This window comes from Halobellus rarus (assembly GCF_024494595.1).
Lineage (GTDB): Archaea > Halobacteriota > Halobacteria > Halobacteriales > Haloferacaceae > Haloquadratum > Haloquadratum rarum.
In genome coordinates, this window is record NZ_JANHDI010000009.1 from 18,806 (window position 1) to 39,308 (window position 20,503).

Consider the following 20,503-nt stretch of genomic DNA (forward strand, 5'->3'; position numbering starts at 1 on the left):
GTGACTCTCTAACCGGTCAAGGAAGTGTGTCTGGATTGACCATCCGACACATCTTGACTCGATCGACCTGATTGCGGTCACGAGACGAAAACGGATTTTAGTGGAAAACTATTTGGAGGGGGCGCGGAAGTAGATGATATGGTAGCGCCTGAGGAGCGAAAAGACCTCCATGAGAATCTATTGTTGAATAGGCTTTTTGAGGAAAAAGTCCTCGAGGTATACGAGGACAGTGGCATTCCCGAACTACCACACTTGAGTTTGGGTCAAGAGGCTGTTGGGGTAGGCACGGTGTTCGCTCTGGAAGAAGATGACTGGCTCGCCCCGTCTTTGCGAACACGCGCGGTCACGCTGATGCGCCTCTCATTACGTGATGTCGTTACAGGGATGTTCGGGACGGAATCGGGGCCCACTGAGGGGCGTACGACTCAACACCATCTCGGATCTTCAGAGGCCAACATTATGGGTACCACCGGTATGATCGGAAGCCACCTCAACGTGGCTGCTGGCGCGGGGCTCACCGCACAACAACTCGGTGAGGACCGCGTGACAGCCGTTTTCTTCGGTGACGGTGCAGCCACGCGCGGAGAGTTCCATACCGCACTCAACTTTGCGGCTGTCGAGGATCTCCCGGTTATCTTCGTTTTGGAGAACAACCAGTGGATCGAAGAGACCCGGGCCCTCGACGTGATCGCAGCTGAGGAGAACATCAGTGAAATGTCGGGTCATAATCTCCCGAAAGAGGTCATTGACGGCCAAGACGTTGACGAGGTCCTCAACACGGTATCGGAGGCAGCCGAGCGAGCACGTTCTGGGGACGGTCCAACGCTGATCGAGGCCAAAACCTATCGATACCGGCCCCACGCCGAAGTCATCCCAGAACGCCGTGACGAGGACGAAATTGCAGAGTGGAAGGAGCGCGATCCCGTCGAACTCCATCGTGACTACCTTCTTGACAATGCCATCGTAGACGAAGATTGGCTCGAATCGACACGGGATTCCCTTATGGAAGATATCGAAGACGCGTTCGAATTTGCCGAAGAAGACTCTTTACCGGATGAAGAGGCGATGTACAAGGTGTACAAAGATACTGACGTCGACATGTACGGAGGTGTCCGCTGATGACTGAATTAACTGTTCGAGATAGCATCAACCGAGCACTGGCTGAAGAGATGAAGCGCGATGAGCGTGTCTTTCTCTATGGCGAGGACGTCGCCGACTATGGCGGACTTTATCAGGTGACAGAGGGACTGCGAGACGAAATCGGCGAAGATCGCGTCTTCGACACGCCTCTCTCTGAGACAACACTCGGAGGCACCGCAGTCGGTGCTGCTCTCACAGGAACGCGTCCCGTCGTCGAAATTATGTTCGGTGACTTCCTGTCTATCATTGCGGACCATCTGATAAATTATGCTGCGAAGATGCATTTCAACTACAGCGATGATACCAGCGTTCCGCTCGTAGTTCGGACCACATACGGAGCCGGGGACCAGTTCGGCCTCCACCATAGTCAAGACCCAATCTCTTGGTTCCAGAACGTTCCCGGACTCAAGATGATCGCACCTTCGACGCCCGCGGACTACAAGGGCCTTCTCAAATCTGCGGTACGCGATGACGACCCAGTCATCTTTTTCGAGAACAAGCAGCGCTATGACCTCTCAGGCGAGGTTCCGGATGGCGACCATACAGTCCCAATCGGCGAAGCTGACATCAAGCGAAGCGGCAAGGATATGACCATTGTTGCCATCGGGGGGATGGTAGACGTCGCCCTTGACGCGGCTGAGTCACTCGCAAACCAGGGTTATGACTGTGAGGTCATCGACCCCCGGACCGTTATGCCCCTTGATAAAGAAACCATCATCGAGTCGGTGAAGAAAACGCACGCCCTCACTGTCGTCCATGAAGCCGCTCGATTCGGGGGAATCGGGGGCGAGATTGCAAGTGAAGTCGCAGATGAAGCACTGTTCTATCTTGATGCACCAGTAAAACGCGTCGGTGCACCCTTCACGCCGGTTCCGTTCGCAGAGAACCTTGAGCAGATGTATCTGCCGGGGGCACAGGATGTAGAAACAGCCGTCATCGATGCACTTGAGTGATCGCAGATGCAGAAACTTACGCTTCCAAAAAGCGGTCAGGGGATGACAGAGGGCCTCTTACTGGAGTGGCACTTCGATGTTGGTGAGTCTGTCTCAGAAGGCGACCCGGTTCTGGATTTCGAATCGGAAAAAATGGTCGGCGAGGTAGCCGCCAACCAAGATGGAGTGCTACTGCGAACGGAAGTCGAGGAAGGCGAGACAGTCGCCGTTGGAACCGTGTTAGGATGGGTTGGTGAAGAAGGTGAAACGCCCCCAGAAACAGAGGAACCTGCTGAAGGTGCGTCTGAATCCGAGGGAGAAGTCGAACCGGATGCCGAATCCAACGAAGTTGACGGCATTATTCGAGGAACACCGACCGCTCGACGAAAGGCTCGCGAAGTCGGTGTTGATATCGAAACTGTCGGTGCTGAGCTCGGTGTGAACCGAGTGACCCCGAAGGAGGTTGAGCAGTATATATCAGACGACCCTGCAGGACCAACTGCTGAGACGCTTCAGCAGACTGGAGACGAGATTCTTGGATCACCGTGGGCGCGCACGGTCGCTGCAGAGGAGGGTGTCGACATCCAGGAGGTCGGCGAGACATTAGGAGAATCCCGAATCCAAGAACGCCACATCAAGAAGTACCTCGAGGAACGACCGACAGAGTCTGAACCCACACAAAAGTCCGACCAGACTGGTCTACCGGTCGCCGAGGAGATCTCGATTACTGGTGGAGAGAAGGTAATGTTCGATCAAATGAGTCGTGTCGCGAAGAATTACGCGAGTACGACGACTGCCGCACGGGTCGATGTTACGTCCCTACTCGACCTATATGACGATCTGAAAACCACCTGGGTAAACGAACAGGGAGATTCACTCTCACTCACAGCATTTACCGCGCGAGCGGTATCACAGACCTTGCCGGAACACCCCCGCTTGAACGCCGAATACGTGGAAGAAGAGAACGTCCTACGCGTATACGATCAAGTGAATCTCGGGATTGCCGTGAACAGCGACGACGGATTGATCGTTCCGACGATATACGACACAGAGGATTCCTCGGTCAAGGAGCTCTCTCGGTCGATCGAAGAGATCGCAGCGAAGGTCAATAACCGGGAGCTCGAGCCAGAAGACCTCGAGAACGGTACGTTCTCGATCTCGAATGCTGGTAGCTTAGGAGCATATATCAACACACCCCAGATCAACCACCCTCAGACCGCGATACTTGGTGTTTGCAAGATCTTCGAAGACGCCGGGGTCGTTGATGGGGAAGTGGTCCCGCGGAAATATATGCATCTGTGTCTGACCTACGACCACCGAGTTATTGAAGGCGCCGAAGCGGTCGGGTTTCTTCAATCAGTCAAATCCAAGCTGGAATCGCCTAAATCAGTGCTCCAGTAATCGATTCGTCTATTCCGGGGAGCACGCGCTCCCTGTAACAGCGGGTCACCGCAAACGGTAGGCGGTTCTGCTCGTCAATCGGGGGGAGGGTATTCTGGAATTGATGTCTGGATCGCTGTCGACCAGATCCAAGAAATCTCCAACCGGCCATACAGGACGACATTCCGAAGCAGCGTGCGGCCTACTGGGTGACTCATCAGCTTATGCAGAACGGAGGTTACGTTCACCGTGCCCCTTCGGTCTCGTGGTTTTACTCTTCTTAGTAGATTCAGCCACTGCAAACCGGATTATTATCGAACTTCCAGAGGCGGTTTAGGAATATAGATTATGAATTTCACCTCCAGTGGAACAATTGAATCGACACAGGCCACAATGTGGGCGTTTGATTATCCAGAATAGATCGCAGGGTTTTGCCATCGCCAAAACGTCACGGAAATTCATACAGTATTGGGCGACCTCCTCCGTGGTTTATATGTGAAATATGACGAGCTCCGGTCCTCGAACTCAATAGAATACGGCAGGCTCTGAAAGCAGCTATCTTTTTGGCGATACCAAAAATATAAGATTGGGCCCCCCAAACAAGGGGATATGGCGTCAAACGAAGATGGGGGACGAACGATAAAATCGGTGGACAATAGCCTCTCGATCCTCGAATTCCTCTATTCTACGGGTCCGAATTCGCTTTCCGCGATCGCCGCTGCAGTTGATCTATCTCCAGGATCGACGCATACTCACTTAGCGACGCTCCGAAAGCATAATTATGTTGAGAAGAGTGGGGATAAATATCAATTGAATCGGCGCCTCATTAGTCTCGGGGAACGAGCACGAAACCAACTCAACATCTATCAAGCGGCACGGAAACCGCTACACTCTCTTGCGGAGGAGACAGGTGAAGCCGCTCATCTGATGCAGGAGTACGAGGGGTTCGTCCTTCTCTTATACGAGGTATACGGGACGAACGCTATTGGCGTGGAATATCACGCCCGGAAGCGAGACCGGTTAATACGGCACCTTCACTGTACTGCGTCGGGGAAGGCCCTCCTCTCTAAACTCCCTCGAGATCGAGTGGAATCTATTATCGAATCATCCGGTCTGATGAAGAACACCCCCAACACGATCACTGACCCAGAGAGACTATTTACGGAACTCGAGAAAATCGACGAGCAAGGCTTCGCGATATCCGACGAAGAGCAAATGCTCGGTATGAGGGCTGTTGGGGCGCCTGTGATGAGAGTTGATGGAACGGTCGCCGGAGCAATTAGTGTCTCAGGCCCCCCTTCACGGCTCAACGGGGACCGATTGGAAGAGACACTCAAGAACGAAGTCCTGCAGGCAGTTGAAGTGACCGAGATCAACCTAAATTCAGATGCTCATCGGTGAGCGATGGTGGTAGTCTCATAGTACGCTTTCGACTCGGCTTTGAATGCGTTGTCGGAACATTCGTCAAAACGGGTTGCACTACTGGTTAGCACCGATCGGCCATTACAGACATATAGTTGTAACACCCTACTGTTTGAGGGAGATCCTTCTGCTTCGGAGCCGACTTCAATTCTGCTCAGAGATTCGCCCGAGGTCGATTTTGTCGAATTTTGCAAGTATTATTACAAATGTAGGTTTGTAATTTTATTGTTGTCTAGAGACGTGTGTCCGGGAGTGCTACCGACTTCATTCACAGTTCTGTGTAGTTTGGTACTCTCAAAGGGCTCTACCAGGATAAGATCCAATCTGTGGACAATAGTGGTAGTACGATTATGTGGCTGGCTAGCAGCCGTCATCTAACTGGTTCCAGATCATAGTAGAGTGAGTATAATGTACAAAAACTGTATAGAATATCCATATGAAATTCACATCTTAGATAGGAAAAATCAGATCGTCCGTTTTTGTGAGAGCAAAAAACATCCGTGGACAGGGTGCAACAGTCGCCCTCGCATTGGTCACATAAGAGTACCTTATGAGAAAATCTCTTTCCACTGGAATCACATAGTAGTTAGCCAACAAAATACCTCGAGAACGCTGCCGTCTTCGGACACAGTTCGAGGTTGCAGGCCTCTATGACAACTCCGACATCCCACAGACGATTTTTCGGCATAATGGGGTATTTCCGAAGCCAGCGTCGTCTCGTGTCAAGCCTGCTTTCTCGAATCGATCGTGCCGCTACGCGTTGGCGTTGTGTTACTGGTCCGGTCGCCCTGACCACAATTCAGCTGTCGAAGTTCTCAAGCACACTCTCGGCGACGTGGTCGCCAAAGGGAAGCGAGCAGGTCAGCCCGGGAGAGACGGCATTGAGGACGTGGGTCGAATTCGTGCCGTGTTTGAACAGCGGGTCCTTCACGAGTTCGCCGTCGGACGAAACGACTTGGGCGCGGATACCCGCGAAGCTTGGCCGCAGGTCGCACGCCTCAACGCCGGGCACAAGGCGCTGTGCCGCATCCACGAATTTACGCTTGCGGTAAGACTTGTTCACCTCGTCCCAAGCGACCTGAATCATCTTCCGATTCGAGATCAACCGCTGGAACCCCCGGAAACCGAGTGTTTCCACCAGCTCCGAAATATTGATCGTGGTATTGTCGTACGCCTCGCGCCCGAAGGCCAACACAGCGTTGGGGCCGACGATCACCTTGTCGTCGGTACGTCTCGTGTAGTGAACGCCTAGGAAGGGGAGTTCGGGGTCTGGGGTCGGGTATATCATCGACTGACAGGTGGCTCGCTTGTCCGGGACGACCTCGTAGTACTCCCCTCGGAAGGGAACCACTTGGTAGTCTTCGCCAACGCCGAACTTCGCGGCGAGTTTATCAGCGTACAGGCCAGCGGCGTTAACCACGTAACGCGCGGTCAGGCTTCCTGTGGACGTCGCAAGGCGGAACCCGCCCGCGGTCTGGACGACATCGTCGACGCGGGTGTCGGTGTAAATGTCGACTCCAGCGGCCTCTGCATCCCGGGCGAGCGAGTAGACGTACTGTTGGGAGTCGATGGAGGCAGCCCCCGGCGCCCGCAGCGCCGCCTGTCCGGCGACGTGTGGCTCGTACTCCGCAATGGCGTCCGGTCCTCGGAGGAATTCCGTCTCGACACCGTTCTCTGTTGCCTGCTCCTGCAACTGTTCGAGCCGGCGCTCCTCGGCGTCGGACTGGGCGACGACGAGTACGCCGCACTCATCGATTGGCACATCGTTCTTCGCAGCGTACTCCTTCATCCGTCTGGTTCCCTCGGTTGCAAATCTGGCCTTCAGCGATCCAGGTTCGTAATTGAATCCAGGATGAAGGACGCCCGAGTTCCGACCAGATTGGTGTTGAGCTAGGTGATGTTCCTTCTCGACCACAGCGACGCCTAAGTCGGATGCTGCCGCGAGCGAACGGGCGATAGAACAGCCGACACAACCGGCACCGACAACAATAATATCATACTTGCTCATCCGTATATAGCAGTGTTTGGCACCACGAGTAATCATAATTTGGATTCTGTAACCGCTATCGTTGGTGATGGTTCGGAGGACCGCTCCGCCCGGCGTTCAGAATCTCAAGTAGAACACAGGTGAGATTCCCACTAGAAATTGATAATACAACCAACTTATAATATTATGTATGTTAGTATCTCTGGTGAGCCACCGCCGCTGTGGGAATCGATTCACGGAACTAGCCCCACGTCTCGTGATTCCGATATTTCCACCCGGCTTGTTCCGTGGTTTCTCGCTTTTTTCCGAGACACTCTCAATGAGTTTTATGCTGGACCAGGCGTGTGTGGGTTCCGTCCAATTATGTATATTATGATCTAATAATATACTAATCGAGATTCTTACTATTTTTATCGCTGCGGACGGACAGACGTTCTTCGCAGTCGCTGAATCGCTCCAGGACCAAGGATACGAGGAGCGTGGTGACTTGGAAGCGACATACAACCAGCTCGATCCCAGTCTCGTGCTCGAGAAGGAAGGGTTTCCACGCTGGGACAGCTTCGTGGAGACGGTCGCTGGCCAGTTTCAGTTGACGCCGGCGATGATCGAACGGTGCGACCAGTCATCTGAGTACGGCAATCTCCACGTGCATCTGCTCTCGCTGACCGACATCGTCGTCATCAAATCGATCACGGAGCGCGAAGGCCGTGCGGACGTAGTCCGAATCAATCTAACGGCGTTCACCGCCGCCCTTCCTTAATGACCTTCCCCCGACAAATCTGACGTACCAACGACTCACCCGCTACCTTCAGCCTCAACAGAGAGTTCGAATTCGAGTTGTCCGTCAAGGATATGTGTTCGGTCGGCTAGCCCCGGTTCGACGAGTTCGATGGTAATCTCAACGACGAGTTGACGGGCTGACTCCGGCCAATGGGTGACTGGAAGATCCATAAATACGGTCTCGTCGGCGATTTCACCGAACTGGTGGACTTCGACGACTGCAGCAGTCCCCTCTCGGAACAGTGACACGGACGGATGGGGTTTGTGGTCTCCCATAAATGGGCCTTGCAGCGAGATCCGTGGTGGGGTGCCGTCACCGCCCAGTGCTACGAACCGCTGTGTGAGCGATTGCAGTTCGGTATCTTCAGGGTGCGAAATCGACGTGAAGAAGTGGGTCGGTAAGGGAGAAAACTTGGGGTCGACACCCACGGTAGCGAGAGCAGTGCCGTCCTCGCGGAATTCGAGATACTTCCCATCATCTCGGGGATTATCATCGGTCTTTACCACCGGGTCCGTGTGTTCGGTTCGTGATTCAACAGCACTACAACCCGCAGCGGTGGTGGAGGCGGCAGTCAAGGCGGACGCGAGGAATGCGCGACGGCGCATAGATGGCGATTTCGCTGGCGGCATCAAAAACGTTGACAAACTTGTACCGCACCCCAAGCTTGCGCACTCCGCTATGAGCAACAGCCCTCGCTAATCGCTACATCTCCTGCATTGAGCGATCCGTGACAACTCTGTACTGAGCGACTGAGGGCGGGAAACTAGCAACTACTGAGGATTACAGCAGAGCCGCGAACTCAGGTCTGGATCTGATAGAGAAGAACTAGGATGGCAACTCCGATGAAGAAGTCTGGGAGAAGCACGAACGTACCGATATTTGGGCGAGGTCGGAAGCCTAAGACGTTGTGTACTACTGGATTTGACGTACCCGCGTATAGAAGCAGCGCGGCGCTCGTCGTAGCCGGCGCTTACACTCCCGGTCGTCAGTCGGGTTTCGTGTGCCTCGACTCCTGGACGCGGTCGAGCGCGGTTTCGGCCTTTCCGGTGCAGGGGCCGCAGTCCATTCCCGGACCCGAGAGACTGACTGTCGCCTCGTTTCGCCCCTCGACGCTGTAGCCCCCTTTCTCGATTCGGTCTTCGATAGCGTCTGCGGTCGTCGCGTCCGAGTTGTTAACGGTGAGCTGACCGCTCGCGACGCGCGAGTTCACGTTCCCGTCGAGTTTCGAGGCGCTTTGCTCGACCTTTCCCGCACAGGCGGGACAGTCCATCTCCGGGACGTCGAACGCCGCGGCCGCACCCTCGCTGCCCGCGGACACCGCGCCCTTTCGTCCGCCGCCTTCGCCCTGCGAATCCCGACGACCGACGTTCCGGCCGCCGCGCGCCGAATCTGGTATTACTAGATCGGTGGGGTCCACGCCCTATTAAGTCATCTGCTATTTAACCCGATTAAATCCACACAGATCATTAAAAATCCGATACAGATTAATACATCAGTACAGCGGCTTCGCATTTTATTTCGGTACCGCATCGATATCGGTGTCTCGGGTTCCGTCCGGCGGTCTTCGACGATCCTACCACATCGGCTTTCAGGGCAGCGACGCTACGCTCGTCTATGTCTGATTCACACGACCACGACGGACTGACTCGCCGCCGCGCGCTTGGTGCGGGCGGGGCGGTACTCACACTCGCTCTTGCAGGTTGTAGCGGCACCGGCGACGGCGGGACGACGGAGACCGAGACGGCCACCCCGACGCAGACGGAAACGGAGACACCGACCGCAGAACCGACGACGACCGAGGCCGGCAAAGCCTCGCGCAGACCGCTCGAAGTCCCCGAGGACGCAAACTGCGCGGTCTGCAATATGAAGCCCGCGAAGTTCCCGGACTACAACGCCCAACTCCAGTACGAGTCGTCCGACCCGAAATTCTTCTGCTCGAACGGCTGTATGGCGTCGTTTGCGGCCGATCAGGGGCACTTCGAGGAGGCGTACGCCGATGCGTCGATCACGGCGGCGTTCGTCCACGACCACGCCACGACCGACTGGATCGACGGTCTCGGGGCGTCTTACGTCCTGGAGATGGACTCCGAGCGGGTCGACGACCCGATGCGGATCAACCCGCTGGCGTTCGACACCGAAGCCAACGCGACGGCGTACGTCGAGCAGTACGACGACCTGACGGCCGATGACGTCGTCGGCTTCGACGCCTTCGATCGCGACCTCGCCGAGCAGTACCGCGCGAGCTTCTTCGAGTGAACTGATGCGTCGGGACGCCGCCCTCGCCGCCGTCGTGGTGCTCCTCGCGCTCGCGTACAGCGGCGCGTTCGTGGTGAACGCGACCCACGATCCCGAGCCCGTCTCGTTCGGCACCACAGCTAGCTCCGGTCTGACCGCGGAGACGGTCCGTGAGACACAGGCTGCGGGGGCTGTCGTCCCGAAAGCGCAGGTTTCCTACGCCCAGTTCGAGACGGTCGTCGGCTACTACGGCATCGGATCGCTGGTCGCCGCGCTCGGTCGCGAGGGTCACACACAGCGGTTCGGTCCACCGCTCGGCGTCTTCGTCAGCGACTTCGCCGGGACGTCGCCGACAGCGAGTGACGCAGGGTATCCGGTCCCCACCGCGGGCCGTCCGGGGTGGACCGCGGCCGCCAACGCACACTACGTGGTCGTCCCTGGGCGCCCCACTGCAGCCGGTAAGGCGCGTGGGCGCGTCTTCGTTCCGTTCAGCGTCGCGGCTGACGCCCGGCAATTCGCCGACCGCGTCGGCTCCGACGCGACAGTCTGGTCGTGGGCGACTGTCCGCGAACGGATCGACGGTCCGCCTCGAACCCGGTCGTGGCCTGAGACCGTTGAATCACGGAATCAGGCGGCGAACCGAACGGCTACAGACGCCCGGTCGCTCGCAGACCGCCCTGTTTCGCAGGTCGTCGGGGACGACGCACCCAGCATTCAGCGCGCCGTCGACACCGCGCCACCGAATACGACCGTCTACGTCCCGCCCGGAACGTACCACGAACGCGTTCGGATCGACCGTCCGATAACGCTCCGCGGGGCGGGCACAGAGACCGTTGTCTCGGCCAGGTCGAACGGGACCGGCGTTACGGTGACGAGCGACCGCGTCGCCGTCGTCGACCTCGCGGTGACGGATGTCGGGACGGAGACTATCGAGGTCGGTAACGGGAGCGAGGCGTGGGACACACACGTCAAGCAGACGTACGGCCGCGGCGACGCGGGCGTCGCGCTCGTGAACACCTCCCGAACCCTGGTCGCCGACGTCACGGTGCGGACACCGTCCAACGGCGTCCTGCTCCGGCAGACGAACGAGACGCTCGTCGAGAACGTGACCGTTCACGGGACTGCGACCGGTGGCGAAGGCTATATGGGCGTGATGGCGATGGAAGCGACGTCGGCGGTCGTGCAGTACTCGACGTTCAGCGGGACGCTCGACGGCGTCTATTCCCACCGGTCGAACGGCCTCGTCGTCCGCGACAGCCGAATGCGGGACGTCCGCTTTGGGACGCACCTGATGTTCACCTCAGAGACGTTGCTCGCGGACAACGTCGCCCGCGACACCGATACCGGTCTCGTCGTGATGACCCGACCCTCGGGGAACGCGCTCGTCGGCAACGACGTTCGCGACTCGGGCCGGGGGATCGTCACGGCCGGCAGCGACTCCTACGTCGCGCGAAACCGACTCGTCGGTAACGAGGTCGGCCTGGAGATCGGAACGCGGCGCTCGCTGTACGGACACAACGTTCTCCTGCGGAACGGCGTCGGGGCCGACGCGACCGCGATCGTCGCCTCCAACCGTGTCCTCGCCAACGACTTCGTGCACAACGACCGGCCCGCGGAAGCAACCGGTGGCGCGACGCGCGTCTGGTCGAGCGCCACGGGCGGGAACTACTGGGCGCGGGCGGCGGGCGGCCCAGTCGACGCCGTCGATCGCTCGTATCGCCCGACGAGCGCCGTCGACGCGCGATACGGAGCACCCGGAACCCGTCTCCTCTCGGAGTCGCCCGGTCTCGTTGCACTCCGCGAACTTCGCGGCACCGTTCCGGGGATGCGCAGCGGCGGTATCGTCGACCAGCGGCCGGCCGCCGCGCCCGTGAATCCCGACCTGCTGGCGGCCGCGCGAAATGACTCTCAACGTATGACGAACGACTCACTCGTGAACACGAACTTCGATAGATGACGGACAATCCAGTCGTGACGGCCTCGAACGTCGCCTGCGAGTACGGTCCCGTCTCGGCACTCGCTGGCGTCTCCGCGTCGATCCACCCGGGATCGGTGACGGCAGTCGTCGGCCCGAACGGCGGCGGCAAGTCGACCTTCTTACGAACGCTTGCGGGCGTCGCGACCCCGACGAGCGGCACAGTCGCGTATCCGGTGACGGAGGGAACACACGCGGTCGGCTACCTCCCGCAGTCGTTTCGCCCCCGAGACGACCTGACGGTCGGCGAGACGGTCCGGTACTACGATGCGCTCGTCGGCGACGGGCCAACGCCCGAAGAGTTGCTCGATCGGGTCGGCTTGGCGCACGTCGCAGACCGGCGCGTCGGCGCGCTCTCCGGCGGTATGCTGCGCTTACTCGGTGTCGCGGTCGCGGGCGTCGGCGATCCCGACCTCGTCGTCCTCGACGAACCCACGAGCGGCCTCGATCGAACGATGACCAAACGGGTCTTCGAGAGTTGTGCGACGCTCGCCGGCGAGGACTGCGGCGTCGTCGTCGCCACGCACGACCTGCCGACGATAGAGCGCGTCGCCGACCGCGCGTTGCTCCTCGACCGCGGGCGGTTGCAGGCCGACCGACCACTCCCGATCGAGGGGACGGCGTTCGCGACGGCCTACGACGACGCCGTCGACGGTGAGACGACCGTCCGGAGCGGTCGAGAGACCCGTGATCCCGGTCACACCTCCGATGGTGAGGCCGTATGAGCGTAGTCGGCTCGCTGCGCGAAATCGACCTCGATCGGGACCACGTCGCCGCCATCGCCCGTCGTGAAGTCAAGACGGTCACGCGAAACCGGGGCACGCTCGTCCTCTTCGTCGGCTTCTCGCTCCTCCTGCTCGGATTCACGTGGGCCGGCGGCGGCCACGCGTCCGGCTACGTCCCGACCGTCGTCGACCTCCTCACGCCGGTCGAACTGCTGGTCCCCGTCCTCGCCTTCGCGATCGGCTATCGCGTGTTCGTTTCGGATCGGGAACGTGGCGAACTGGCGGTTCACGCCACGCTCCCACCGTCGCGGTCGTCGATCGTCCTGGGGACGTTCCTCGGCCGCGGCGTGATCCTCGCGCTCGGTGTCGCGGCCGCAGCGCTCCCCGCGCTCGCCTTCGTCGTTCTCTCGGGCGACGGCACGTCGCCGATCTACGCCGCACAGCGCGGTGCGGACTCGCCGCTGTTGTTCGCTCGGTTCGTTGCCGTCGCGACGCTGCTTGGCCTCGCCGCGCTGGCCGGTGCGCTCGCCGTCTCTGCAGTCGCTCGCAGCGCCAAGAGCGCCGTCGGCCTGGCGCTCGGTCTCTGGGCGGTCCAAACAGTCGGGGCCGACGTCGGATCACTCGCAGCCCTACAGCGGGGGTTTCTCGGCGTTGGCAGCCTGCCGACTGCCGTCGCGCTCGGTCCTGGCGGCGCGTATCGAGGACTCGTCTTCGCGACCGTCCTCGACGCGGCGACGGTCGAGGCGACCGCCGCGGTCGCACCGGCCGTCGGAGTGCTCTCACTCGTCGGCTGGACCGTCTTTGCTCTCGCTGTCGCCGCCTACGCACTCCGGTGACTTTCCGACGCGGCCGTCACGGAACGCCTGTTACGGTGTTTTTCACGGCCTGATTATGAGGAACAACCACTAGAGCGAGTGTGCGTATCAATCGCGGTTGCTCCTCAGTAGAAGTGCGACTCCTGTAACTGATACCGACATTCCAAGGAGGATTAGACCGAGATACGCGATAGCTATCGACCCGATATCCTGAATGGCTGAATGGTACTGGTTGGTCGTATGCAAGAACAGCAACAGGGTTCCTACGATACTGATGAGGAGTCCTACCGCGTTTGCCCACAGTCCCACCTTTGCCATACTATCTCCTCGTATTCTCCAGCCTACAGTGAGGATATATGATAAATTTACGCTTTTGTCTCGTGTCTGTGATCCGCTGTACGGTCTCATTCGACCTGTTGGCCAAACTCCCTGAGCTGAGCAGTTCTTGTACTGTGTACAATCTTTCTAGAATACTTTCTTACGAGGGGAAAATCAAGAGAGGAATCCCAAATTGGAGTACGGTTTTCCGCCTGCTGACAATCGACTCGTGAGACCTGAGATCCTTCCGCGTTCACATCAGGGAGGATGTCAATTCACGGCTGATCACAGCGAAGTGATCACTCATCGGCTGGTCGAGACGTCGGATGTGGACTTCCACAGGGAAGGTCGACCCATCACAGGAACGGTAGGTACTCTCCAGTTTCAGATCCTCATCGGGTTGCATCCCTCTCCAGATCTCCCTCGCTTCTTCGGGATCAAGTTCCTGATCGAGTTCCCAGACTTTCATATCGGCCAGTTCCGTGTCACTGTAGCCAGTCCGTTCACAAAACCGTGGGTTGGGACTGATAATATCCCCTTCTGAATTGTGTATATTTATCATATCAGGTGTCCCCTTGAAGAGCGCTTTCAGCCGAGCCGATGCCTGCTGTAGTTGTTTTTCACGCTCTTTTTCGGTCGTAATATCTTGGACAATCCCTAAAGCTGTCTCCGGTGTTCCGTTTTCGTCAAAGCCGACATCGGCTCGTTCCCGGACCCACCGAATCTCACCGTCGTCGGTTACGATGCGGTGCTCGATGTCGTACTCCTCTCCGTCGAGTGCGGCACTCCAGGCCGCATCGACAGTCTCCCGATCGTCTGGATGGACATACTCCAGAAACTGCTCGTAGCTGAGCGAGCCCTCAGTGTCATCGATACCGAAGATCTCGTACACGGGGTCTGACCAGTATATCTCGTCAGCCGAGATATCCGTCTGCCAACTCCCGAGCTCGGCCACCACCTGTGCCTGGCGAAGGTGCGACTCTCGTTCTTCGAGTTCCCGTTGTGCACGGGTCCGCTCGACGTGAGTGATGATTCGTCTGCCCAGCAATTCGTACTGTTCAGTCCCCGTCTGTTTCTGGAGGTAGTCCGAGACCCCTGCGGAGATCGCCTGACTGGCGACTTCTTCCGATCCCTTCCCAGTAAAGAGAATAAACGGAAGAGTCGGATATTCCTCTCGGACCGCTTCGAGAAACTCGATGCCGTTCTTCCCCGGCATATCGTGATCAGACACGATGCAGTCTACAGAATCACTGTCGAGCCGTTCCATCCCTTCCGCTGGATTTCCGGCCGTTTCAACGCGAATGCGATCGTTGTTCTTCTCTAAAAAAGTCGCCGTCAATTCTGCAATCCCTTCGTTGTCTTCGATATGCAACACGTGAATCGGTGTACCCATTATCGAATCAACTACCAATTACCAACATAATATTTATTATTATTATGTAACCCGGAGCGTTACCCTGGCAGTTCGTGCGGATCCAGCCACAGTGTGAAGCTATCGCCCTCTCTGATCAACCCTTGAAGTATCTCTGTCTCGCTAATAGCACCAGCTTCGAAGGTGTCTTCAGAGACTGCCATCACCTCTTGGACGTCGGACACGAGCCATCCGGTTGTCGAATCTGCGTCGTCAGTCTCTGAGTCAAGTACTACAATGCGGTTCTGTTCAACCCCGCCGTCAGTGAGTAACTCCCCAGCATCAACTCCATCGGTGTCGAGCACTTTGCATAGGTTGATAATAGTCGTCGTACGCCCCCGGAGATCCATCACGCCCTCAACGTAGGGAGCGGAGTCGGGCACCGCCGTCATACTCTCCCCCTCGGCGATCTCGGCTACGTAATCGATATCGACACAGTAGTCCTCGTCGCCGAGCGTGAATGTGAGGACCTGAGTGTCAGCAATTCCGCTCATCGTCCGGTACTGACGTCGGTGTTAGTACTCCACTCTTCGCTAAACATATCGACGAGTTTGGCGATCTCGGTGACTTTTGCAGTCTGTTCTTGGTTGGCCGCAGCGAGTTCGTCGATCTCCGCGGCCACCATCTGCATCTGGTCGCTGGTCTCGTCGGTCATTGCTGCGACCTCTTCTGTGCTGGCGGCCTGTTCGTCTGTCGCGTCGGCGACTTCTTCGATACCGTCGTTGATTTCTCCGACAGCATCGCTGATCTCGTTTAGACTGTCGAGGGCGACGTTGACTTTCTGGAGCCCGTCATCGATGCGCTCGTTGGCGTCTTCAATGCTGTCGACAGTTTCGGTGGTGTTCGACTTGATCTGGGTGGCCATCTCTTCGATGTCGACGGCTTGTTCTTGAGTGTCCTCGGCGAGAGATTTGATTTCATCGGCGACAACCGCAAAGCCGTCTCCGGCGTCGCCCGCTCGTGCAGCTTCGATCGATGCGTTGAGCGCCAGCAGGTTCGTCTGATCGGCGATATCCTGAATCACGGCGACGACATCGTCGATATCATCGACTCGGGCCCGCAAGGTCATAATGTCCTCTGCGACCTCGCCGGCAGCTTCGTTGACGGCATCCATCGCATCAATCGCATCATCAGCCGCCGACTTGCTCTCCTCGGAAAGCTCACGAGCTCTTCGGCTTTCAGTCCGGACTTGATCTGCGCTCGATGCAATCTCTTCGACAGTGGCGCTCAGATCGGACACTTCATTGGCGACCTCCGAGAGATTGCCGGCTTGTTCGGTAGCGACGCCGTTTATTTCGTCAGTACTCTCAGCAATCTGGCTGGCGGCGGACGCAAGTTCTTGCGTTGAACTCTGGAGTTCCTCAAGTCGGGAACGCTCGATAACGACTTTCTCAGACTCTGTCTGTGCCTGCTCAGCCTCGCTCGGTTGTTGCGCTTCGGACGACATATCTATCCGGGACAACGGAGTATTGTTAAACTCTGTCCAGCGATTTCAGAATATAATAACCGATTGATCTTTTCTAGATATACTTTATGGCCAAATCCATATTATCGATAGTTTACGTCGAAACAATCTACTGGACGAACTCAATCCAAATCACAGCATATGCATTGAGACTGCCAGTCTCAACTTCTGTAGATCCTGCTGTTACGAAGATACTGTGATGTACAGGTTTCACGAGTGAACTACCCTCCCCTACTCGCTCACGGCTGACGCCGTTCGCTCCTTGAGGGTAGGGCTTCCTGTTTCCACGACGTGCTTTGCAGATACAGACGTATCCACAGGAAGCGCAGTCTCCACAGGCGTTCCTTCGGAGCGTCCCACTCCTAGTTCTTCAAGACCGCGAGAACGGATATTCCACGCCGCGTTTGCATCCCTGTCCGCCTCGAAACCGCAGGCAGGACAGGAATGTTCACGGACCCACAGCGGCTTCTCCGTCTTAACACTGCAGGACGCGCACTCCTTCGTCGTATCTTTCGGGTCAACCGCGACGAAGTGCGTTCCTTCGCGCTTGCACTTGTATTCGAGCAACGAGAGGAACGTTCGCCACGCCGCCGACGCCGTGTTGCGGCTGTTCGACGGCGATTCGATCATCCCCTTCACGTTCAGGTCTTCGACCGCCACGAGGTCGTACACCCGCGCGTAGTAGTTCGAGAGTTTGTGCAAGAAGTCACGGCGTTTCCGTCGGAGGTCCGCGTGACACTCCGCGACTCGACGCCGTTGTGTCTCGTAGTTGTTCGACCCGTGTTGCTTCCGTGAGAGGGACCGCTGTTCGCGTTCCAGTCGTTCGCGTTCGTCGGAGAGGTCGAGCGACCCGACTGCCGTACCGTCGGTGTCGTGAGCATACGTGAGAATCCCCACGTCGATACCGACGCACTTCTCGGGATTTTCAGGTGGTTCGGGCGGTTCTCGGTCAATTTCGACGCCGAATGTGGCGAACCACTCGCCCGTTGGCTCCTTCTTGACCGTTACCTGCTTGAGTGTCGCGTCGTCGGGGATGGCGCGATGAAGCCGTATCGGTATGGTCGCAAGTTTCGAGAGTGACAGGACAGTCTGACCGCCCTTCTTGTCGAGCTTGAAGCCAGACTGACTGTAGGTGAAACTGCGGAACTCCCGTGGGGGCTTCCACTTGAGTTGCCCGACGCCGTAGCCGTTCTCCTTGAGTTTGGAGAGTCCGTTGAGGTTGTCGAACAGCCGTTCAACGACGGTTTGGAGGACTTTCGAGTACACGTCTGAGAGGCCGTTCCACCACTTCTTGAGGTCAGGAAGTTCCGACCGAAGCGTGGTCATAGACGGGAGTTCGCCGTGGTCGTCTTGGTACTCGTTGAGGCGGTAGAGCGTGTGATTGTACAGTTGCCGACAAATATCGCGGTGGCGGTCCAACTCCTCGCGGTGGGCGTCGGACGGCTTGAGACGGTACTTGTAGGCGTAGTACATCAGCTCTCCCGCTGGTCTTCGACGTACTGTTTCAGCACATCCAGCGATACCTGCCCCGTCGAGATGAGGCAGTACGAGTCGTTCCAGAACGAGTCGCCCCACAGTTCGGTCTTCAGTTCATCCTCGTACTCGTTACGGATACGGCGGGCGGTCGCGCCCTTGACCGTATTGATGAACTTCACGAGGTCCGTGGTGGGTTTCGCTCGGAACAAGATGTGAACGTGGTCGTCCTCTCCATCGAGGTTCGTCAGTTCGACGCCGTACTTGTCCGTGAACCCGCAGATGACCCCACGAATGAATTGGGTTCGCTCTTCGGTTAGCACTCCGCGCCGATACTTCGTGGTGAGTATCAGGTGGTAGTGCAGGGAATACGTCGAATGCGCTCCGGAATCGAGGTCGTATTCCATTGGGTTCATACTATTATATGGTACCCTAATTCAAAAACGTTGTGACTACGTGGGCCTGTGGGTCTGCAACCGTCTCGCTATATGAACAGGCGATGATGGCGCTGTATCCCCACCCCACTCCGCTCCCTTCGTCGCTCCGTTGAGGGTGGGGGCTTAGCGCCTATATCCAGCTAAAACAGACTGGAAGAACTTCCATATAGCTGTCAAGAATGCGCCCCTGCGAAACCTATCGGATAGCGTTTAGAAACTGGCGGAGAAACCGCGCTCAGGACGGCGCAGCCGCTCCCGAGAAGGAAAGCTCCGACGTTCCATCCCTTTTTGTCACAGATCAACATAGGTGTCTTCTGTCAGGTCTGCCCCGTTTCGAAAGATCCGTGATACCGTATCACGGCATCACGCCCCGGCATTCGAGGAACGTACCAGACGGCCTTTCTTCGGACAGTCCGTGGTAGCATCTAATGCGACGACGCACGTTTCTTGCGACGGCGGGCGGGGCCGGCCTCGCTGCGACCGCTGGCTGTCTCGGCGGGGTTTCCAGCGTTCTCGGCGGCGGTGGGAACACCGTCCTCGGGAAGCCGGACGATCAGACCGTCCGCAGTGCGAACCTCCCGTATCCGGCCTACGGCCAGAAACTCCCCGACGTTACCCTCCCGGCGGCCACCACCGATCACAGCGTCTCGGTCGGCGGCCTCGACACCGCCGTCGTGATGACGTTCTTCTACAGCCACTGCAACACGGTCTGTCCGTTCCTCATCTCCTCGATGCGGAAAGTCCAGACGAACGCCATCGAAGCCGGCTACGGCGACGACGTCACGTTCCTCCCCGTCACCTTCGATCCGAAGCGCGATGACGCGGCGCGGCTCGAAGAGTACGCCGAGATGATGAACGTCGACCTCGACGCCGGCAACTGGCACTTCCTCCGCCCCGACGATCACGACCACGCCAAGGAGGTTGTCCAGGAAACCTACGGCGTCACCTTCGAGAAGACGAGCGAGACGGAGAGCAGTAAGTATATGTACAACCACCTCGGCCTCCTGCTCTTGGCGAACGCCAACGGCTACGTCGAACGGGCCTACACCGGCAACGACCCGGTGGGCGACCGCGTGTGGTCGGATCTGGAGACCGTCCTGCAAGCGTGATCGTCGACGCGCTCCTGCAGACCGGGGGCACGTGCGTCGCCCCGGGGGGTCAACCGCCGACGACGCGTACGGTCGAACTCGGTCTGTTCGTTCTCGTCGGCCTGTTCGGCACCGGCCACTGTCTCGGGATGTGCGGACCGCTCGTGTCGATGTACGCCGAACGGATGGACGACGGGGGACGCACTGGCGGCGCTGGGGAACCCACCCGCGGCCGCGACGACGACTTCCTCTCGCTGTACGCGGTCCGTCAGCACCTGCTGTTCAACGCGGGGCGCGTCACGATCTACACGATCCTGGGCGCGGCGTTCGGACTGCTCGGGAGTCTACTGTTCGCGTCGGCCGCGACGACGGTGCCCTTCGGGGACGAAATCCGTGCGGTCGCTGGCGTCGCTGTCGGGCTCACCATCGTCGCCGCGGGGGTCGGCTACCTCACCGGGAGTGGTACGGCGATCGTCGATCACCTCCCGCTCCTCGACCGACTGTTTCGACGGATTCACGCGTTCTTGTCCCCCCGCATCGACCGGTGGGTCGGCTCCGAACGCATCTTCGCGTTGGGATTCGTCCACGGCTTTCTCCCGTGTCCGCTGCTGTACCCGGCGTTCCTCTATTCGTTCAGCCAGGCCGACCCCGCCTTCGGCGCGGTTTCGCTCGCTGCACTCGGTCTCGGAACGTTCCCCGCGCTGTTCCTCTACGGGACGCTGTTCCAGTCCATCGGCTCGCGTCGCCGACGCCTCGTCCACCGACTCTTGGGAGTCGTCTTCCTGCTCCTGGGCGCACACACGTTCTTCGCGGGATTACGTCTGTTCGGCGTCGCAGTCCCGCACCTGTTCAGTTTGCCGCACTATCAACCGTTGTAGCGGGTCGCGATCGCTCGCAGAGAAGTAACCGCCGCGCCGTG

20 protein-coding genes are annotated in these 20,503 nt (G+C 58.3%); 11 read left to right on the forward strand and 9 right to left on the reverse strand.

Annotated features, from left to right (window positions below; genetic code table 11):
• Positions 1-138: 138 nt before the first annotated feature.
• From NO876_RS11135 to NO876_RS11150, 4 genes are all read left to right on the forward strand, one after another.
• Positions 139-1,119: a thiamine pyrophosphate-dependent dehydrogenase E1 component subunit alpha gene (locus tag NO876_RS11135; protein WP_256421755.1), complete on the forward strand. Its 981-nt coding sequence runs from the start codon at positions 139-141 to the stop codon at positions 1,117-1,119.
• Complete coding sequence (locus NO876_RS11140) at positions 1,119-2,093, forward strand: alpha-ketoacid dehydrogenase subunit beta (protein ID WP_256421756.1); 975 nt, start codon at positions 1,119-1,121, stop codon at positions 2,091-2,093. Before NO876_RS11135 ends, NO876_RS11140 begins: the two co-directional genes overlap by 1 nt.
• Before the next feature lie 6 nt (positions 2,094-2,099).
• Entirely contained in the window at positions 2,100-3,473 is a 1,374-nt protein-coding gene (locus NO876_RS11145) for a dihydrolipoamide acetyltransferase family protein (protein WP_256421757.1), read from the forward strand.
• Positions 3,474-4,061: 588 nt separating this feature from the next.
• Complete coding sequence (locus NO876_RS11150) at positions 4,062-4,853, forward strand: IclR family transcriptional regulator (RefSeq protein ID WP_256421758.1); 792 nt, start codon at positions 4,062-4,064, stop codon at positions 4,851-4,853.
• Positions 4,854-5,673: 820 nt separating this feature from the next.
• Here the strand turns inward: NO876_RS11150 and lhgO are convergent.
• Positions 5,674-6,882: an L-2-hydroxyglutarate oxidase gene (gene lhgO, locus NO876_RS11155; protein ID WP_256421759.1), complete on the reverse strand. Its 1,209-nt coding sequence runs from the start codon at positions 6,880-6,882 to the stop codon at positions 5,674-5,676.
• A 466-nt stretch (positions 6,883-7,348) separates the two neighbouring features.
• On the opposite strand from lhgO, the gene NO876_RS11160 reads away from it, so the two are divergent.
• Positions 7,349-7,621 carry a hypothetical protein gene (locus tag NO876_RS11160; protein ID WP_256421760.1) on the forward strand — a complete coding sequence of 91 codons (273 nt, stop codon included), beginning with the start codon at positions 7,349-7,351 and terminating at the stop codon, positions 7,619-7,621.
• 35 nt (positions 7,622-7,656) lie between these two features.
• Here the strand turns inward: NO876_RS11160 and NO876_RS11165 are convergent, their stop codons facing one another.
• Both NO876_RS11165 and NO876_RS11170 read right to left on the reverse strand, forming a co-directional pair.
• Positions 7,657-8,247: a DUF8121 family protein gene (locus tag NO876_RS11165; protein ID WP_256421761.1), complete on the reverse strand. Its 591-nt coding sequence runs from the start codon at positions 8,245-8,247 to the stop codon at positions 7,657-7,659.
• Between the two features lie 380 nt (positions 8,248-8,627).
• Positions 8,628-8,960, reverse strand: coding sequence for a cation transporter (locus tag NO876_RS11170; RefSeq protein ID WP_256421762.1), 333 nt, complete (start codon positions 8,958-8,960; stop codon positions 8,628-8,630).
• Positions 8,961-9,256: 296 nt separating this feature from the next.
• Here NO876_RS11170 and NO876_RS11175 point away from each other — a divergent pair, with 296 nt between their 5' ends.
• The 4 genes from NO876_RS11175 to NO876_RS11190 are packed head-to-tail and all read left to right on the forward strand — an operon-like array spanning position 9,257 to position 13,413.
• The gene (locus NO876_RS11175) at positions 9,257-9,898 is read left to right on the forward strand and encodes a nitrous oxide reductase accessory protein NosL (protein WP_256421763.1); all 642 of its coding nucleotides are present in this window, start codon (positions 9,257-9,259) and stop codon (positions 9,896-9,898) included.
• 4 nt (positions 9,899-9,902) lie between these two features.
• Positions 9,903-11,834, forward strand: a complete 1,932-nt coding sequence (locus NO876_RS11180; protein ID WP_256421764.1) for a NosD domain-containing protein — start codon at positions 9,903-9,905, stop codon at positions 11,832-11,834.
• Entirely contained in the window at positions 11,831-12,577 is a 747-nt protein-coding gene (locus NO876_RS11185) for an ABC transporter ATP-binding protein (RefSeq protein ID WP_256421765.1), read from the forward strand. The genes NO876_RS11180 and NO876_RS11185 overlap by 4 nt, the downstream gene beginning before the upstream one ends.
• Complete coding sequence (locus NO876_RS11190; protein ID WP_256421766.1) at positions 12,574-13,413, forward strand: ABC transporter permease; 840 nt, start codon at positions 12,574-12,576, stop codon at positions 13,411-13,413. Before NO876_RS11185 ends, NO876_RS11190 begins: the two co-directional genes overlap by 4 nt.
• An 87-nt stretch (positions 13,414-13,500) precedes the next feature.
• Here the strand turns inward: NO876_RS11190 and NO876_RS11195 are convergent, their stop codons facing one another.
• The 6 genes from NO876_RS11195 to tnpA all read right to left on the reverse strand — a co-directional run bounded on the left by NO876_RS11195 (position 13,501) and on the right by tnpA (position 18,466).
• Complete coding sequence (locus NO876_RS11195; protein ID WP_256421767.1) at positions 13,501-13,710, reverse strand: hypothetical protein; 210 nt, start codon at positions 13,708-13,710, stop codon at positions 13,501-13,503.
• Between the two features lie 253 nt (positions 13,711-13,963).
• Positions 13,964-15,103 (reverse strand): PAS domain-containing response regulator, encoded by a 1,140-nt coding sequence (locus tag NO876_RS11200; protein WP_256421768.1) that lies wholly within the window; start codon positions 15,101-15,103, stop codon positions 13,964-13,966.
• Positions 15,104-15,162: 59 nt separating this feature from the next.
• Complete coding sequence (locus tag NO876_RS11205; RefSeq protein ID WP_256421769.1) at positions 15,163-15,615, reverse strand: chemotaxis protein CheW; 453 nt, start codon at positions 15,613-15,615, stop codon at positions 15,163-15,165.
• A complete protein-coding gene (locus NO876_RS11210) occupies positions 15,612-16,568 on the reverse strand; it encodes a methyl-accepting chemotaxis protein (RefSeq protein WP_256421770.1) in 957 nt (318 codons plus the stop codon). Before NO876_RS11210 ends, NO876_RS11205 begins: the two co-directional genes overlap by 4 nt.
• Before the next feature lie 249 nt (positions 16,569-16,817).
• A complete protein-coding gene (locus NO876_RS11215; protein WP_256421771.1) occupies positions 16,818-18,059 on the reverse strand; it encodes an RNA-guided endonuclease InsQ/TnpB family protein in 1,242 nt (413 codons plus the stop codon).
• Positions 18,059-18,466, reverse strand: coding sequence for an IS200/IS605 family transposase (gene tnpA, locus NO876_RS11220; protein WP_256421938.1), 408 nt, complete (start codon positions 18,464-18,466; stop codon positions 18,059-18,061). The genes NO876_RS11215 and tnpA overlap by 1 nt, the downstream gene beginning before the upstream one ends.
• A 458-nt stretch (positions 18,467-18,924) precedes the next feature.
• On the opposite strand from tnpA, the gene NO876_RS11225 reads away from it, so the two are divergent.
• Together NO876_RS11225 and NO876_RS11230 are read left to right on the forward strand one after the other, a co-directional pair.
• Positions 18,925-19,605 (forward strand): SCO family protein, encoded by a 681-nt coding sequence (locus tag NO876_RS11225; protein ID WP_256421773.1) that lies wholly within the window; start codon positions 18,925-18,927, stop codon positions 19,603-19,605.
• Positions 19,572-20,462, forward strand: coding sequence for a sulfite exporter TauE/SafE family protein (locus NO876_RS11230; protein ID WP_256421774.1), 891 nt, complete (start codon positions 19,572-19,574; stop codon positions 20,460-20,462). Before NO876_RS11225 ends, NO876_RS11230 begins: the two co-directional genes overlap by 34 nt.
• Positions 20,463-20,503: the final 41 nt, after the last annotated feature.

What these genes read in the sequence shown, in the direction of transcription:
- NO876_RS11135 (WP_256421755.1), top strand. Translation starts at nt 139, where the DNA reads ATGGTAGCGCCTGAGGAGCGAAAAGACCTCCATGAGAATCTATTGTTG.
- NO876_RS11140 (WP_256421756.1), top strand. Translation starts at nt 1,119, where the DNA reads ATGACTGAATTAACTGTTCGAGATAGCATCAACCGAGCACTGGCTGAA.
- NO876_RS11145 (WP_256421757.1), top strand. Translation starts at nt 2,100, where the DNA reads ATGCAGAAACTTACGCTTCCAAAAAGCGGTCAGGGGATGACAGAGGGC.
- NO876_RS11150 (WP_256421758.1), top strand. Translation starts at nt 4,062, where the DNA reads ATGGCGTCAAACGAAGATGGGGGACGAACGATAAAATCGGTGGACAAT.
- lhgO (WP_256421759.1), bottom strand. Translation starts at nt 6,882, where the DNA reads ATGAGCAAGTATGATATTATTGTTGTCGGTGCCGGTTGTGTCGGCTGT.
- NO876_RS11165 (WP_256421761.1), bottom strand. Translation starts at nt 8,247, where the DNA reads ATGCGCCGTCGCGCATTCCTCGCGTCCGCCTTGACTGCCGCCTCCACC.
- NO876_RS11175 (WP_256421763.1), top strand. Translation starts at nt 9,257, where the DNA reads ATGTCTGATTCACACGACCACGACGGACTGACTCGCCGCCGCGCGCTT.
- NO876_RS11180 (WP_256421764.1), top strand. Translation starts at nt 9,903, where the DNA reads ATGCGTCGGGACGCCGCCCTCGCCGCCGTCGTGGTGCTCCTCGCGCTC.
- NO876_RS11185 (WP_256421765.1), top strand. Translation starts at nt 11,831, where the DNA reads ATGACGGACAATCCAGTCGTGACGGCCTCGAACGTCGCCTGCGAGTAC.
- NO876_RS11190 (WP_256421766.1), top strand. Translation starts at nt 12,574, where the DNA reads ATGAGCGTAGTCGGCTCGCTGCGCGAAATCGACCTCGATCGGGACCAC.
- NO876_RS11195 (WP_256421767.1), bottom strand. Translation starts at nt 13,710, where the DNA reads ATGGCAAAGGTGGGACTGTGGGCAAACGCGGTAGGACTCCTCATCAGT.
- NO876_RS11200 (WP_256421768.1), bottom strand. Translation starts at nt 15,103, where the DNA reads ATGGGTACACCGATTCACGTGTTGCATATCGAAGACAACGAAGGGATT.
- NO876_RS11205 (WP_256421769.1), bottom strand. Translation starts at nt 15,615, where the DNA reads ATGAGCGGAATTGCTGACACTCAGGTCCTCACATTCACGCTCGGCGAC.
- NO876_RS11210 (WP_256421770.1), bottom strand. Translation starts at nt 16,568, where the DNA reads ATGTCGTCCGAAGCGCAACAACCGAGCGAGGCTGAGCAGGCACAGACA.
- NO876_RS11215 (WP_256421771.1), bottom strand. Translation starts at nt 18,059, where the DNA reads ATGTACTACGCCTACAAGTACCGTCTCAAGCCGTCCGACGCCCACCGC.
- tnpA (WP_256421938.1), bottom strand. Translation starts at nt 18,466, where the DNA reads ATGGAATACGACCTCGATTCCGGAGCGCATTCGACGTATTCCCTGCAC.
- NO876_RS11225 (WP_256421773.1), top strand. Translation starts at nt 18,925, where the DNA reads ATGCGACGACGCACGTTTCTTGCGACGGCGGGCGGGGCCGGCCTCGCT.